17 protein-coding genes are annotated in these 14722 nt (G+C 70.0%); 9 read left to right on the top strand and 8 right to left on the bottom strand.

Going from position 1 to position 14722, the window contains the following annotated elements; all coding sequences use genetic code 11:
• Window positions 1-15 precede the first annotated feature (15 nt).
• Window positions 16-912, top strand: coding sequence for a DUF72 domain-containing protein (locus tag IM787_RS20760; protein ID WP_193678631.1), 897 nt, complete (start codon window positions 16-18; stop codon window positions 910-912).
• Between the two features lie 82 nt (window positions 913-994).
• A complete protein-coding gene (locus IM787_RS20765; protein ID WP_193678632.1) occupies window positions 995-1498 on the top strand; it encodes a DUF4019 domain-containing protein in 504 nt (167 codons plus the stop codon).
• Here IM787_RS20765 and IM787_RS20770 read toward each other — a convergent pair.
• From IM787_RS20770 to IM787_RS20780, 3 genes are all read right to left on the bottom strand, one after another.
• Window positions 1483-2091, bottom strand: a complete 609-nt coding sequence (locus IM787_RS20770; RefSeq protein WP_193678633.1) for a DUF4142 domain-containing protein — start codon at window positions 2089-2091, stop codon at window positions 1483-1485. The two genes, IM787_RS20765 and IM787_RS20770, sit on opposite strands and share 16 nt — an antisense overlap.
• The gene (locus IM787_RS20775) at window positions 2091-2726 is read right to left on the bottom strand and encodes a DUF4142 domain-containing protein (protein ID WP_193678634.1); all 636 of its coding nucleotides are present in this window, start codon (window positions 2724-2726) and stop codon (window positions 2091-2093) included. The genes IM787_RS20770 and IM787_RS20775 overlap by 1 nt, the downstream gene beginning before the upstream one ends.
• Before the next feature lie 63 nt (window positions 2727-2789).
• Entirely contained in the window at window positions 2790-4397 is a 1608-nt protein-coding gene (locus IM787_RS20780) for a hypothetical protein (RefSeq protein ID WP_193678635.1), read from the bottom strand.
• Between the two features lie 262 nt (window positions 4398-4659).
• Between IM787_RS20780 and IM787_RS20785 the strand changes: the two genes are divergently transcribed.
• Window positions 4660-5007, top strand: a complete 348-nt coding sequence (locus IM787_RS20785; RefSeq protein WP_193678636.1) for a hypothetical protein — start codon at window positions 4660-4662, stop codon at window positions 5005-5007.
• A gap of 10 nt (window positions 5008-5017) precedes the next feature.
• Here the strand turns inward: IM787_RS20785 and IM787_RS20790 are convergent, their stop codons facing one another.
• Both IM787_RS20790 and IM787_RS20795 read right to left on the bottom strand, forming a co-directional pair.
• Window positions 5018-5872, bottom strand: coding sequence for a ZIP family metal transporter (locus IM787_RS20790; RefSeq protein WP_193678637.1), 855 nt, complete (start codon window positions 5870-5872; stop codon window positions 5018-5020).
• A gap of 51 nt (window positions 5873-5923) precedes the next feature.
• Window positions 5924-6820 (bottom strand): dienelactone hydrolase family protein, encoded by an 897-nt coding sequence (locus IM787_RS20795; RefSeq protein ID WP_193678638.1) that lies wholly within the window; start codon window positions 6818-6820, stop codon window positions 5924-5926.
• Between the two features lie 89 nt (window positions 6821-6909).
• Between IM787_RS20795 and IM787_RS20800 the strand changes: the two genes are divergently transcribed.
• Window positions 6910-7107: a 4-oxalocrotonate tautomerase gene (locus IM787_RS20800; protein WP_193678639.1), complete on the top strand. Its 198-nt coding sequence runs from the start codon at window positions 6910-6912 to the stop codon at window positions 7105-7107.
• A gap of 450 nt (window positions 7108-7557) precedes the next feature.
• Here the strand turns inward: IM787_RS20800 and polA are convergent, their stop codons facing one another.
• A complete protein-coding gene (gene polA, locus IM787_RS20805) occupies window positions 7558-10377 on the bottom strand; it encodes a DNA polymerase I (protein ID WP_193678640.1) in 2820 nt (939 codons plus the stop codon).
• A 34-nt stretch (window positions 10378-10411) separates the two neighbouring features.
• On the opposite strand from polA, the gene IM787_RS20810 reads away from it, so the two are divergent.
• The 5 genes from IM787_RS20810 to IM787_RS20830 all read left to right on the top strand — a co-directional run bounded on the left by IM787_RS20810 (window position 10412) and on the right by IM787_RS20830 (window position 13852).
• Entirely contained in the window at window positions 10412-10723 is a 312-nt protein-coding gene (locus tag IM787_RS20810) for a hypothetical protein (RefSeq protein WP_193678641.1), read from the top strand.
• A gap of 1 nt (window position 10724) precedes the next feature.
• Window positions 10725-11696, top strand: coding sequence for a homoserine kinase (locus IM787_RS20815; protein ID WP_193678642.1), 972 nt, complete (start codon window positions 10725-10727; stop codon window positions 11694-11696).
• 103 nt (window positions 11697-11799) lie between these two features.
• Window positions 11800-12597, top strand: coding sequence for a BPSS1780 family membrane protein (locus IM787_RS20820; protein WP_193678643.1), 798 nt, complete (start codon window positions 11800-11802; stop codon window positions 12595-12597).
• Entirely contained in the window at window positions 12594-13334 is a 741-nt protein-coding gene (locus IM787_RS20825) for a FecR domain-containing protein (RefSeq protein WP_193678644.1), read from the top strand. The genes IM787_RS20820 and IM787_RS20825 overlap by 4 nt, the downstream gene beginning before the upstream one ends.
• A 65-nt stretch (window positions 13335-13399) precedes the next feature.
• The gene (locus IM787_RS20830; protein ID WP_193678645.1) at window positions 13400-13852 is read left to right on the top strand and encodes a hypothetical protein; all 453 of its coding nucleotides are present in this window, start codon (window positions 13400-13402) and stop codon (window positions 13850-13852) included.
• A gap of 15 nt (window positions 13853-13867) precedes the next feature.
• Here the strand turns inward: IM787_RS20830 and IM787_RS20835 are convergent, their stop codons facing one another.
• Window positions 13868-14251, bottom strand: coding sequence for a VOC family protein (locus IM787_RS20835; RefSeq protein WP_193678758.1), 384 nt, complete (start codon window positions 14249-14251; stop codon window positions 13868-13870).
• A gap of 37 nt (window positions 14252-14288) precedes the next feature.
• Window positions 14289-14711, bottom strand: a complete 423-nt coding sequence (locus IM787_RS20840; protein WP_193678646.1) for a helix-turn-helix domain-containing protein — start codon at window positions 14709-14711, stop codon at window positions 14289-14291.
• Window positions 14712-14722 lie beyond the last annotated feature (11 nt).

Raw genomic sequence — 14722 nt, forward strand, 5'->3', positions numbered from 1 at the left:
CTGTATATTAATCCAGTGACCTCGAACATCCTCGTCGGCAGCGCGTCCTGGACCGACAAGACGCTGATCGCCTGCGGCCGCTTCTATCCGCCCGCCTGCAGCACGGCCGAACAGCGCCTGCGTTTCTACGCGCAGCAGTTCCCGCTGGTGGAGGTCGACTCCAGCTACTACGCGCTGCCGACCGCGCAGGTCGCGCGCTTGTGGGCCGAACGCACGCCGCGCGACTTCACCTTCAACGCCAAGGCCTTCCGGCTCTTCACCGGGCACCCGACGCTGCCGACGGTGCTGCCGCGCGACGTGCAGAAGGCACTCGGGCCCGAAGTCAGGCGCACGCTTTACCACGATGACCTGCCGGCCGAACTGCGCGACGAGCTGTGGCGCGCCTTCCGCGAAGCGCTGGCGCCGCTCGTGGCAGCGGGCAAGCTGGGGGCCGTGCACTTCCAGTTCGCCCCCTGGGTGCTGCGCGACCGCGCCGGCATCGCGCACGTGGAACACTGCGTCGAACGCATGCAGGGCTTCCTGCTCGCCGCCGAGTTCCGGCACGCGACCTGGTTCCATGGCGAGCACCTCGAACGCACGATCGCCTGGGAGCGCGCGCTCGGCCTCGTGCACACGGTGGTGGATTCGCCGCAGGGCTTCACCAACTGCGTGCGCTGCGTGTGGGACGCGACGAACCCGCGGCTCGCCATCGTGCGGCTGCATGGCCGCAACAAGGAGACGTGGAACAAGAAGGGGCTGGCCGCATCGTCCGCGCGCTTCGACTACCAGTACAGCCCCGACGAGCTGGCGGCGATGGTTCCCGAGATCCGGCACCTCGGCACGCTGGCCGACCACGTGCACGTGATCTTCAACACGAACCACGAGGACCAGGGCCAGGTGGGGGCGCGGATCCTCCAGCAACTGCTGCGGTAAAGCGGGCGTAAAACCTTGTACCTCGCGGGGACCGGCCGCCGCAGCCGCTAGACTGCGCGGCATCTGTTCCCCTGGAGTCCGAATGAAGCCGAGTTCCCGCCTCACCCTGCTGGCTACGCTGGCCTGTGCCGCGCTCACCGCGCAGGCGCAGCTCAAGCCGTCGGCCCCCGGTGCCACGGGCACGCAGCGGCCGGCCGCCGCGGCAGCGCCTGCTGCCGCACCGGCGCCGGGCAACCCCGAGTTCGAAAAGGCCGGCCAGAACGCCGCGCATGCCTGGCTGCTGCTCCTGGACCGCAAGGACTGGGGCACCGCCTGGGATGCATCGAGCGCCGTGTTCCGCCAGAGCGTCCCCCTGGGCACATGGATGGACAACGTGCCCAAGCTGCGCGAGCCCTTCGGCGCCTTCGTCGAACGGCAACCCGCCGAAGTCGGGTACCGCAAGCAGCTCGCCGGCCGCCCGGACGGCGACTACGTCACGGCGATCTTCGTCACCAAGTTCGACAAGAAGGCCGAAGTGGTCGAGACGGTGACCACCGTGCGCGAGGCCGACGGCCGCTGGCGCGTGACCGGCTACACCGCGCGCTGACCGCGCAGCGCCGCCGCCGGCAGCGCCTTGCCCGCCTTGGCGACGTGGTAGCGCAGCGTCGGCAGTTGCCGGTCCACCCACGCCTTGAGCACCGGGTCCTGCGCCTGCGCCGCGAGCTTCTCGTAGTTCGCGATGTCGACCTGGTACGGCCGCAGCACCACCTCGTCGACGTAGAGGCGGTCGAACTTCGCGGCATTCAGGCGCGCCAGCTGCTTGAGCACCTTGTGGTGCTCGTTCGTTGCCAGCGGCATCGCCATGCCGCGCGCATGCAGCATCCGCAGCAGCTCCGGCTGTGCCTTCTCCTGCCGTGACAGCAAGGTATTGGCCAGGTCCTTCACCGCCGGATTGTTCGAGCGCGACTGCGCCAGGCGCGAAGCCTCGGCCTGGAACCGCAGGTTCGCGGCGCTGATCTGCAGGAAGCGGCGCTCCAGCCGCTGCACCGGCGGCAGCGGTCGGGCTTCGCCGGCGGCGGCCGGCGCGTAGATCGGCCGCTGCGCCCAGGCGGGCGCAGCGAGCGCGAACGCCGCGCAGACCGCCAGCAGCGCCGTTCGCATGGGACCCGCCGCGTGGCGCGCGCGCGCGACCGCGCGCATCAACCCTTCTTGTCCTTGCCCGCCTGCGGCAGTTTCTGCGCGGCTGCCAGGTGTTCCCGCAGCTGCGGCAGCGTCTTGTCGACGAAGGCCTTGAGCTCGGGATCCTTCACGTCCTTGCTCGCCTTCTCGAACAGCTTGATGTCCTTCTCGTGCGCCTTGATGCCGACGTCGCGCACGAAGTCGCGGTCGAACTCGGCGCCGCTCTTCTTGCCCAGCTTCTCGATGTCCTGGCGCAGCCCGCGCTTGGGCGCGGCCGGCAGTTCGACCTTGCGGGCGTTGGCGATCTTCACCAGCTCGTTGTTGGCCGCCGTGTGGTGGTCCACCAGCATGCTCGCGAAGCTCTTGACCTGCGCGTCGGTCGCCTTGGCCGCCGCGAGCTGCGAAACCTGCACCTCGAACATGCCGCTGTTGGCGGCCTCCTCGATGAACTTGCGGTCGCCGCGCGCGACCTGGTCGTCCTTGCCGGCCGGGCTGTTGCGCGTGCCCGTGCCGGGCTGCGCGGCGGGCGCCGACTGGCCGCCGGTGGCGGAGGTGCCGGCCCCGGTCGTCTGCGCCTGGACGCCGCCGGCGAAGGCCAGCGCCAGCAGCGCGGGGATGGCGAGGTGACGGAGGGGTTGGGTGTGCTTCGTTTTCATGGGTTCTCCCGTGGTGCGAAAAAAGGCGGCGCCGCACTGCGGCGCCGCGTTGACTGCCTGCGTTTACTTGCTCTTGCTGCCGGAGCTGCTGCCGCCCGAGCCGGTGCTGCTGGTGGACGTGCTGCCGCCGCCCGTGCTGGTGCTGCTGCCGCTGCCGACGTTGCCCGGGTTGGCCGTGCCGCCGCTCATGGACGTCCCGGCGCTGCCCATGCCGCTGGACCCCTGCAGGCTGCTCGACCCGCTCTGCCCGGTGGAGCCGTAGCTGCCACTGCTGCCCAACCCGCTGCCGGAGCTGCCGCTGCCGCTCGAGCCCGAAGAGCCCTGCGCACCGCTGATGCCTGACGAGCCGCCATAGCTGGTGTCGCCGCTCGACCCGCTCACGCCGCCGGCGCCGCCCTGGCCGCCGCTGCGGCCGACGCCCTCGTTCTGGCCCTGGCCGCCGCTGCGGCTGCTGCGCCAGCTGCTGAACTCGTCGCTGAACTTCTTGTACCGCTCCTGCCGCCAGGACTGGTAGTCGTTGTCGAGGTTGCGGATCTGCTCTTCGCGCCACTGGTGGTATTCAGGGTCGTGGTGCTGCTGGCCGTGCGAGCCCGTGTGCGAATGGCTGCCCATCCCGCCGCCCTGGCTCCAGCTGCCCGACGAACCTGAGCCCGAGCCGCCGCCCTGCTGCCAGTCGGACTGGCCGTAGCCGGCGCCGCCCTGGCCGTAGCTGCCGCCCATGCCCTGGCTGCCGTAACCGGCCTGGCCGTAGCTGCCCTGGCTGCTGCCGCCGCCCATGCCGGCCTGGTAGCCCTGGCCGCCGGACCCGTAGCCCTGGCTGCCGTAGCCCTGGCTGCCGCCGTAGCTCTGGCCGCCGTCATGGCTGCCCTGGCCGACCGAGCTGCCCATGCCGCCGCCATAGCCGCCGTAGCCCTGGTTGTGGCCCTGGCCGCCTTGCCAGCCTTGCGTGCTGCCATAGCCACCGCCCCTCTGGCCGTAGCCGCTGCTGCCGCCATAGCCGCCGCCACCCTGGCCATAGGTGCCGCCACCCATCTGGCCGTAGCTGCTGTTGCTGCCCTGGCCGCCGCTGCTCATCTGCCCGTAGCTGCTGCCGCCCATGCCGCCGCCCTGGCCATAGCTGCCGTGCAGGCCGCCACCCTGGCCGCCGTTCCAGCTGCCTTGCTGGCCGCCGTAGCGTCCCCAGTCGGCTTGCGTGGACTGGCCGCCGTAGCTGCCCTGCCCGCCCTGGCCATAGGTGCCGCCACCTTGGCCATAGCTGCCACCTTGGCCGTAACCGCCTTGGCCGTAGCTGCCGCCGCGGCCACCGAACTCGCTGCCCGATTCGCCGCGGCCCCAGCTGCCCTGGCCGCCCTGCCCGTACTCGGAACCCGACGAACCGCGGCCGTAGCCGTGCCCTTCGCCGCCGTAGCCGCCGTAGCCGGACGACTGCTGCGAGCCGAACTCGGAACCGGCACGCTGGCCGTAGCCGCCCTGCGAGCCCTGGGATCCTTGCGAGCCCTGGGATCCTTGCGAACCCTGGAAGCCTTGCGAGCCCTGCGAGCCCTGGCTGCCCCAGCCGCCGCGGGACTCGCCGCCGCCGTAGCCCTGGCCGCGTTCCTGCTGCGGGTCGCTGCCGCTACCGCTGCCCCAGCGGCTCTGCCGGTCGCGGTCTTCGTCATCACGAGATGCCATGTTCGTTCTCCTGCTTTGGGTGAAGTGCCGGATGCGTGACGAAGGGCGCCGTGGGGTGGAGCCTCCATCAACGGGTTCACCTTAGGACTGCCCCGCTGACGACCATGTCGGACAACATCCGCCTGCATGTAGGACTGCCCGGCCGCCCGGAAACGAAACGCAGCGACCTTCACACCTCGTTTGCATCCGTGTGCTGTCGGCTTGACATGCGGTTGACAAAGCGCGGGCACGATGGGGCCATGTGCCTGACAGGAGAGACGAGATGAAGAAAACCTGGATCCTTGGCCTGGGCGCCGCGGCCACCGCCGCCCTGGCCCTGTTCGCGGCACCGGCGCAGGCCGGCGGCGCGTCCATCCACCTGAACATCGGCGCGCCGGGCTACTACTACCAGCCGCAGCCGTACGTGTACGCGCAGCCGAGCTACGTCTACACGCAGCCCGCCTATGTCTACACGCAGCCGGGCCACGTGTACTACGGCCAGCCGCACTACCACCGGGGCCGCGGCGACCGCGACCGCGACGGCATCCCGAACCGCTGGGACCGCGACCGCGACAACGACGGCGTTCCGAATTACTACGACCGCCGGCCGAACAATCCGTACCGCCGCTGAGGCGTGAAGGTCAGTGGGTGTGCGCGAGCACGCTCACGGCCGTCACCATCCCGATCCCCACCAGCAGCCAGGCGACCTGGGCGAGCGTTTCCCGCGCGCCCAGGCGTTTCTGCAACTGGGGGATCAGGTCGGCGAGCGCCACGTAGATGAAGCTGCTGCTCGCCACCACCAGGAAGTACGGCAGGTAGTCGACCAGCCGGTCCACCAGCCACCACCCCACCAGTCCCCCCAGCGGCGTCACCGCGCCGGCGAGCGAGACCTTCACCAGGGCCGCGCGCCGGCTGCCGCTGGTCTGGCGCAGCACGGCCAGGTCACCGATGTGGTGCGGCACTTCGTGCGCCAGCACCGCCAGCGCGGCGACCACGCCCAGGCGCGCATCGGCGTGGAAGGCCGACGCGATGAGGATGCCGTCACCGAAGCAGTGCACGCTGTCCCCCGTGAGCACGGCCCAGCCGCCGGAACGCAGGGGGCGGCCATGGTGGTGACCTTCGTGCCCGTGCCCGTGCACATCGCCATGCGCTTCGGCTGGTCCGTGGGCATGCGCATGGGCATGGTCGTGGTGATGCTCGTGGCCGTGGTGCCAGAGCTCCGCCTTGTCCAGCAGGAAGAAGAACACCAGGCCCACCAGCAGCGTCGTGAACAGCGCCTTCGCGCCGGCTTCGCTTTCCAGCGCCTCGGGCATCAGGTGCATGAAGGCCGTGGCGAGCAATGCGCCCGCGGCGAGGCTCAGGAGGTGCTGCTCCTTCAGCCCGCGCTTGCCGGGACCCTGCGCCGGTCCCCAGCCGAGGCGCATGAGCGCGGCGGCGAGCCAGACACTGCCGATGCCGGCGGCGAGGGTGGCGAAAAGGACGGCGATCAGGGTCACAGATGAAAAACCGCCCCGTGGGGCGGCTCGCTCGTTATGGTTGTCGTCGGCTCACGCGACGCCGTGCTTGCGGAACCACTCCAGCGCCCGCTTCCACCCGTCCTCGGCCGGGCCCTGGCGGAAGGTCGGGCGATAGTCGGCGTGGAAGGCGTGCGGCGCGTCGGGGTACACGACGAACTGCGAAGCCTTGGCGGCCGGCGAACCGGCGGCCAGTGCGGTTTTCATCTTATCAACCGTGTCAAGGGGGATGCCCGTGTCCGCGCTGCCATAGAGCCCCAGCACCGGCGCCTTCAGGTTGGCCGCGATGTCCACGGGATGCGTCGGCGTGGTCGGCGAGGACGCGCCCACCAGGCGCCCGTACCACGCGACCCCGGCCTTGACCGGCCCGTGCGCGGCATAGAGCCAAGTGATCCGGCCGCCCCAGCAGAAGCCGGTGATGCCGGCCTTGGCCACGTCGCCGCCGTTGGCGGCCGCCCACTTCAGCGCGCCGTCGAGGTCGGCCATCACCTGCGCATCGGGCACCTTTGAGACGATCTCCGCCTGCAACCGCGCGATCTCGCCGTACTGGCTGGGATCGCCCTGGCGCGCGTAGAGCTCCGGCGCGATGGCGAGGTAACCCGCCTTGGCGAACCGGCGCGCGGTGTCGGCGATGTACTCGTGCACGCCGAAGATCTCCTGGATCACCAGCACCACGGGCAGGCCGGTGCGGCCGGCGGGCGCCGCGCGGTACGCCGGCACCTTGAAGCCGCCGACCTCGTAGGAGATCTCGCCCACGGTCAGGCCGTCGGCCGGCGTGCGGATGGCCGTCTGCGCCATCAGCGGCGCGGCGGCGGCGGCATAGCCGACACCCAGCGCCGCCTTCAGCGCGGTGCGGCGCGTGGCGCCTTGTTCCGTGGACGTGCCGGGCAGCAGGGAGTCGAAGTCGTTCTGGAGGTCGTCGCGAAGCATGCAGGTATCTCCGGTGGTGGGAAGAGGCGGAGTCTAGGGGCGGCGCAAAGCTGGAGCAGACTACGGGCTTTTCACGCCAAGGAGAAACCATGCCCACCATCCGTGTCGACCTCTTCGAAGGCCGCACCGCCGAGCAGAAGCGCAACTTCGTCAAGGCCCTCACCCAGGCCTGCGTGGACGCCCTGGGCAGCAAGCCCGAACAGGTCGACGTGATCCTCTACGACATCAAGCCGCAGGACTGGGCGACGGGTGGGGAGCTTTGGTCGGAGAAGAAGAAGGCGGGGTGAACCCGCGCTCCGGGACACCTGGCTCACATACCCCGTCATTCCCGCGCAGGCGGGAATCCAGGGCTTCCGCATTCGGGGTGCGTCGCGGCAGGCGGCGGACGGTACCGTCCCGCGGTGCCTCGCCCTCCACTTCGCTGCGCTTCGTTCCGGGTGCGCTGGAAGGCTGTCCCCGGCGGCGATCCGGCCTAACTCACTTCCGAGTTTGCCGCGCGCGGCAAACTCTCCGTTCAAACAGAAGCCCGGAAATCAGTGCACAGTCGCAGCGCTCGATATGCGCTACGCGCTCTCGTAGCACTGCTTCGCCGCCGGGAACAGCCTTCCAGCCGAGGCCCCTGACTGCGGGCCGGCACCGCCCGCCGCCCGCCGCGACGTTCGAGGGCGGGAGTGGGCCTGCGGCCCACGGTCCGGGAGCCCTGGATTCCCGCCTTCGCGGGGATGACGAGGGGAGGCTCAGTGCGCCTCTTCCCAGTTGCTCCCCACGCCGAACTCCGCCAGCAGCGGCACGCGCAGTTCGGCGACCGAGGCCATGATGCGGGGGATCTCCACGCGAGCCCACTCGACCTCCGCTTCCGGGATCTCGAACACCAGTTCGTCGTGCACCTGCATGATCATCTTCGTTTCGCGCTGCTCGCGGTCCAGCACCTCCTGCACCTTGACCATGGACAGCTTGATCAGGTCGGCCGCCGTGCCCTGCATGGGCGCGTTGATGGCCTGGCGCTCGGCGCTGCCGCGGCGCGGGCCGTTGGGTGAATTGATCTCCGGCAGGTACAGGCGCCGGCCGAACACCGTCTCGACGTAGCCGCGGCTCTTCGCGGCCAGGCGCGTCTCGTCCATGTACGACTTCACGCCCGGATAGCGCTGGAAGTAGCGGTCGATGTAGCTCTTGGCCGCGGCCGTCTCGATGCCGAGGTTACGCGCGAGGCCGAAGGCGCTCATGCCGTAGATCAGGCCGAAGTTGATCACCTTGGCGTAGCGGCGCTGCTCGCTGGAGACCTGGTCGAGCGCCACGCCGAACACCTCGGACGCCGTCGCGCGGTGCACGTCGGCCTCTTCGCGGAAGGCGCGCAGCAGCGCTTCGTCCTCGCTGATGTGGGCCATGATGCGCAGCTCGATCTGGCTGTAATCCGCGCTGGCGATGCGGCAGCCCGCCGGCGCGACGAAGGCTTCGCGGATGCGCCGGCCTTCCGCCGTGCGGATCGGGATGTTCTGCAGGTTGGGCTCGTTGCTGGACAGCCGGCCCGTCACGGCCACCGCCTGCGCGTAGTGCGTGTGCACGCGCCCGGTGCGGGGGTGCACCTGCTGCGGCAGCTTGTCGGTGTAGGTGCCCTTCAGCTTGGACAGGCTGCGATGCTCCAGCACCTTGGCCGGCAGCGGGTAGTCCTCCGCCAGCTTCTCCAGCACTTCCTCGTCGGTGCTCGGCGCGCCGCTCGCGGTCTTCTTCACCACCGGCAGTTGCATCTTGGTGAAGAACACCTCGCCGATCTGCTTGGGGCTGCCCAGGTTGAAGGGCTGGCCGGCGAGTTCGTGCGCCTCGCGCTCCAGCTGCATGATGCGCTGGCCGAGCTCGTGGCTCTGGCGCGCCAGCGCCTGCGCATCGACCAGCACGCCGTTGCGCTCGATGCGGTACAGCACCTCGCTGCACTGCATCTCCAGGTCGTAGATGAAGCGCAGCTTCGTGTCGCGTTCCAGCTTGGGGTACAGCGCGAGGTGCACGTCCAGCGTCTGGTCGGAGTCCTCGCAGGAATACTCCGCGGCCTTGTCCACCGGCACCTGGTTGAAGGTGATCTGGTGCGCCCCCTTGCCGGCGACGGTCTCGTAGTCGATGCCGGTGCGGCCGAGGTGGCGTTCCGCCAGCGAGGCCAGGCCGTGCGGCTTGTGCACCTCGAGCACGTAGCTCTCCAGCATGGTGTCGTGCGCGTAGCCGCGCACGTCGATGCCGTGGTTGGCGAACACGTGGCGGTCGTACTTGACGTGCTGGCCCAGCTTCTTCCTCTCGGGGTCTTCCAGCCAGGGCTGCAGCCGCTGCAGCACGTCGTCGCGCGGCAGCTGGTCCGGCGCACCCTGGTAGTCGTGCGCCAGCGGGATGTAGCAGGCCAGGCCCGGTTCGGTGCTGAAGGACAGGCCGACGATGTTGGCCAGCATCTCGTCGAGCGAATCGGTCTCGGTGTCCAGCGCCACCAGGGGCGCGGCCTCGATGCGCTGCACCCAGGTTTCGAACTGGTCCCAGGTGAACACGGTCTCATAGTGCAGCGTCGTGGCCTGCGACAGCCCGGAGAGGTCCGGCTCCTCGAACAGGCCCGGCGCGGGGCGTTCCGCGCGCGCCTTCTTCCGGTTCTCCTCGATCAGCTCCGGCGGCACTTCGTGCTCTTCCAGCTGCTTGACCAGGCCCTTGAAGCCGTAGCGGTCGTAGAAGGCCTTGAGCTTCTCGACGTCCTGGCCGCCGATGACGATGTCCTCCAGCTCGGGAAAGCCGGGGATGTGGTCCTTCAGGTCGCAGTTGGTGCGGATGGTGAGCAGCTCGCGTCCCTTGGGCAGCCAGTCCAGCGCCTTGCGCAGGTTCTCGCCGACGGCGCCCTTCACTTCGTGGGCCCGGGCGACGAGCGCGTCGAGCGAGCCGTATTCCTTGAGCAGCTTGACCGCGGTCTTGGGTCCCACCTTGTCGACGCCCGGGACGTTGTCGACGGAGTCGCCGACGAGGGTCTGGTAGTCCACCATCAGCCGCGGGGGCACGCCGAACTCCACCTCGACGCCCGTCATGTCGCGGCGGCGGTCGTTCATCGTGTCGATCACGGTCACGTGCTCGTTCACCAGCTGCGACAGGTCCTTGTCGCCGCTGGAGATGATGGTGACGAAGCCGCGTTCGGTGCCCATGCAGGCCAGCGTGCCGATCACGTCGTCGGCCTCGACGCCGGGGACGTTCAGCACTTTCCAGCCCAGGAGCTCCACGACCTCGTGGATCGCCGGGATCTGCGCGCGCAGGTCGTCCGGCATCGGCGAGCGGGTGGCCTTGTACTCGGGGTAGACGTCGTCGCGGAAGGTCTTGCCGGGCGCGTCGAACACGCAGGCGGCGTAGTCGGCGCGCACGTCGCGCCGCAGCTTCTGCATCATGTTGATCATTCCCCGGATCGCGCCGGTCGCCGGGCTGGTTGGGTCGCCCGGCACCGCCCGCAGGTCGGGCATGGCGTGGTAAGCGCGATACAGATAGCTGGAGCCGTCGACCAGCAGCAGCACCTTGGGTTCGGGTTGGGGGACTTGGTCCGTCTCGCTCATGGCAGGCATTGTGCACGGGCCTACAATGGTCTCTATGCGCTCCCTCACGACGCTCCTGCTCGCCTTCCTCCCCCTCGCCGTCCTGGCCCAGGCCAAGATCGAACGCGAGGGAACGCTCGATCCGCGAAAGAACCAGAAGATCGAGTTCATCCGGGTGGAGGACGCCGGCAACCGCGTCGACGAGGTCCGCGTGGGCGGCCAGACCCAGAGCATCACGGTGCAACCCAAGGCCAACGTCCCGGCCTACGAGATCGCCCCGGACGACATGGCGCGCAGCCGTCCGTCGGACAGCCGCGAAGGCTTCTCCGAGCGCAAGCAGCGCGTCTGGAACGTCTTCAACTTCTAGCATGGCCGTCTTCACCGAAGTCTCGGAAGCCGAGGCCGGTGCGTTGCTGCGCGCGCTGAACCTCGGCGAGCTGCGCGAGCTGCGCGGCATCCAGGGCGGCATCGAGAACACCAACTACTTCGTCACCGCCGAGGACATCCTCGGCACGCGCGAGTTCGTGCTGACGCTGTTCGAGCGCCTGACGCACGCGCAGCTGCCGTTCTACCTGCACCTGATGAAGCACCTGGCGCAGCACGGCATCCCCTGCCCCGACCCCCAGGCGGACGCCAGCGGCGACATCCTGCACACGGTGTGCGGCAAGCCGGCGGCGCTGGTCAACAAGCTGTTCGGCCACAGCGAACTGCAGCCGGGCGAAGCGCATTGCGCCGCCGTCGGCGACATGCTGGCTCGCATGCACCTGGCGGGGCGCGACTACAACCGGCGCCAGCCGAACCTGCGCGGCCTGCCCTGGTGGAACGAGACCGCGCCCGTGGTCCTGCCCTTCCTGGAGCCGGCACAGGCCGCGCTGCTCCGGTCCGAACTGGCTTTCCAGAACCACGTCGCGGCTTCGTCGGCGTACGCCGCCCTGCCGCGCGGGCCGGTCCACGCCGACCTGTTCCGGGACAACGTGATGTTCGAGGAGGGCAAGCTCACCGGCTTCTTCGACTTCTACTTCGCCGGCGTCGACACCTGGCTGTTCGACGTGGCCGTCTGCCTGAACGACTGGGCCATCGACCTGCCCACCGGACGCCACGACCCCGCGCGCGCCCGGGCCTTCGTCGCGGCCTATGCCGGCGTCCGACCGTTCGGCGCCGCCGAACGGCAGCTGCTGCCGGCGATGCTGCGGGCCGGCGCCCTGCGCTTCTGGATCTCGCGCCTGTGGGACTTCCACCTCCCGCGCGAGGCCTCGCTGCTGAAGCCGCACGATCCCACGCACTTCGAGCGCGTGCTGCGGGAGCGCTCGGCGCATCCCGTGACATACGCCACGCTGTGAAGGCCCCGCAAGCGCGCGGCGGGGCGCTTGCGTTAAATTCACCGCCAAGCCGGCACCTTGCCGTCTGCGCCCCCGACCGCCCCCGCTTCCTGCCAACTATTTCGTGAAACTCAACATCGTCCCGGCCCGAACCGGCATCCAGTGGGTCAAGCTGGGCGTACGTACCTTCCTGAAGCAGCCCCTCGCGCTGACTGGATTGTTCTTCATGTACATGGCGGTGGTCCTGGTGATTTCGCAGTTGCCCGTGGTCGGCATCGTGGTCGGCGCCATGCTGGTGCCCGCGGCGACGCTGGGCCTGATGGCGGCGACGGCCGAGGCTTCGGCCGGCCGCTTCCCCATGCCGACGGTGCTGGTGAGCGCCTTCCGCGCCGGCAAGCAGCGCGCGCGCGCGATGCTGGTGCTCGGCGTGCTCTATACCGTCGGGTCGCTGCTCGCCACCCTGCTGGGCGGGCTGCTGGTGGGCACCCCCACGGCCCCCGTCGCCACCCCCGGCGACCTCGACGCCCCGCAGGTGGATGCGCGCACCATGCTCGTCCTGCTGCTGCACACCCCGCTGGTCGTCCTGTTCTGGCATGCGCCCGCGCTCGTGCACTGGCACGGCATCTCGCCGGTGAAGAGCCTCTTCTTCAGCGCCGTCGCGTGCCTGCGCAACTTCGGCGCCCTCTTCATGTACGGCATCACCTGGATGGCGGTGTTCCTGGTGGTCGGCTTCGTCGTGAGCACGGTGGGGATGATGCTGGGCGGCGTGGCCGTCGCCCGCAGCATCATGATGCCGACCGTGCTGCTGCTGGTGGCGATGTTCTCCACCTCGCTCTATTTCACGTTCCGCGACAGCTTCCAGGCCGACGACGTGCCGGGGCCGGACGCGGCTGGCCCACCCGGAGGAGGAGAAACGACATGAACCGACACACCCTGCAGGGACGCAAGGAGGACGAAGTCCTCTGGACCCGGCGCCGCAGCTTCCTGCAGGCCGCCGCCGCGTGGTCCGCGCTGGGCGGCTGGAGCGCCGCGCACGCGCAGCAGCGCAGCAACATCGTGGAGCTGCGCGGCGACGCGCTGCTCAATGGGACGCCCCTGCGGGCGCAGCAGGTGGTGCAGACCGGCGACCGCATCGAGACCGGCCCCGGCTCCTACCTCGTCTTCTCGATCGGCAATTCCGCCTTCCACGTGCGGCAGAACTCGCGCATCACGGTGGAACGCGGCGACACGCTGAACGCGGTGAGCGTCCTGCGGATGCTGACCGGCGCGGTGGTCAGCGTCTGGGGCCGCGGCAACAGCCGGCAGGTGGTCACGCCGACGCTGACGGCGGGCATCCGCGGCACCGGCCTCTACACCGAGGTGCGGCCCGAGGAGTCCTTCCGCAGCTACTTCTGCAACTGCTACGGCACCATCGAGCTCACGGCGGGCAGCGACCGCACGACCTCGCGCGCGGTGTACCACCAGTCGTTCTGGGCCGAGGCGCGGCCGCGCGACGGCCGGCTGCTGACGCCCGCCGGCGCCATCAACCACACCGACGAGGAAGTCGAGATGCTCGCCGCACTGGTGGGGCAGCAGACCGCATGGCAGGCCATGGGCCAGAAGGGGCCGAAGGACGGCGCCGGATACATGGAGCAGCGCCCGCACCCGCTGGCGCGCTGACGGCCCGGCTGGCGGCGGGTGCACGGCATCGTTACACTGGCGCCCAGCACGCCTGGGAGGGGCCGATGAACATGCCGAGGGACCGCAAGGACTTTCCCGACACCGAGCCGGCCTCGCTGCCGATCGCGCCGGGAGAAGAGCACCTGTTCGCCGAGACCGAGCCGCAGCCGCTCATGGAAGTGGCGGCCGCGCCGCGCCGGCAGCTCGACCTGGACAGCCTGGAGCTCGCGCCGCTGGAGATCACCCTGTACGACGCGATGGTGGAGATCCGCAAGGAGCACCGCGTCTGCCCCCAGCCGACCCGGTGGCTGGAGTTCTATCGCGTGCTGGAGCACTCCGGTGGCACCGAACCGCTGCCGGCGCCACCCCTCGTGGGTTCCTCCGGGGCGTCGGCCTCCTTGTCGGCCAAGCGCGCTTGCTTCAGCGAGCAGGTCGAATGGGCAGCGCGCAACGGCTGCCTGGGTCCGGCCTTCGGCGTCCTGCAGTCGCTCGCCCCGTCGGAGTGGCAGTACGCCTGACGCGCCGGCGCCGGCTCACGCCGGCTGGTACAGCTGGATCAGGTTGCCGCAGGTGTCCGCGAACACCGCGATGCGCACCGGCCCCATGTCCGTCGGATCGGTGGTGAACCGCACGCCATGCGTGCGCAACCGGCGGTAGTCCGCGTCCAGGTCGTCGCTCTGGAATGCAGTGGCCGGGATGCCCTGGGCCAGCAGCGCCTGCTGGTAGGTCCGCGCCGCCGGGTTCTCGTTCGGTTCCAGCGACAGCTCCGTGTCGCCGCCTTCAGGCGAGCGGACGGTGAGCCAGCGGAACGCCCCGGCCGGGATCTCCCGGCTTTTCACGAAGCCGAGCACGCCGGTGTAGAAGGCGAGGGCCTTGTCCTGGTCGTCGACGAAGATGCTGGTGAGGTTGATGCGCATGGTGGCGGAGGTGGGTGGTGGAACCGCCATCCTGCGCTCATTCGCGCGCCGGGACTTCGCCGGAATTTCGCTGCGCCAGGCAAGCGGCGTTCAGGACCGCGATGCAGCCGGCGGGCACCCCGGGCGGCGCGGCCTGCCGGCGCCACGTGCGCGGCGGCACGCCGAATCGCCGCGTGAACAGGCGCGAGAAGCTCCCCAGGTTGGCGAAGCCCAGCGCCAGCGCGACCTGGCTGACCGGTTCGTCGCTGCGCCGCAGCAGGTCGCAGGCGCGCTCCAGCCGCGCGCGCGTGCGGCATTGCACCGGCGTTTCGCCGAACACCGCGCTGAACTGGGTGATGAAGTGGGGCGTCGCCAGCCCTGCATCGCGGGCCACCGAGGAGATGCGCGCCGGCGGCTCCAGTTCGGACTGCAGCCGCTCGCGCGCCCGGCACAGCCGCTGCAGGAGGTCCGCCGAAATCATGTCCGGCGACC

Source organism: Ramlibacter pallidus (genome assembly GCF_015070875.1).
GTDB classification, from domain to species: domain Bacteria; phylum Pseudomonadota; class Gammaproteobacteria; order Burkholderiales; family Burkholderiaceae_C; genus Ramlibacter; species Ramlibacter pallidus.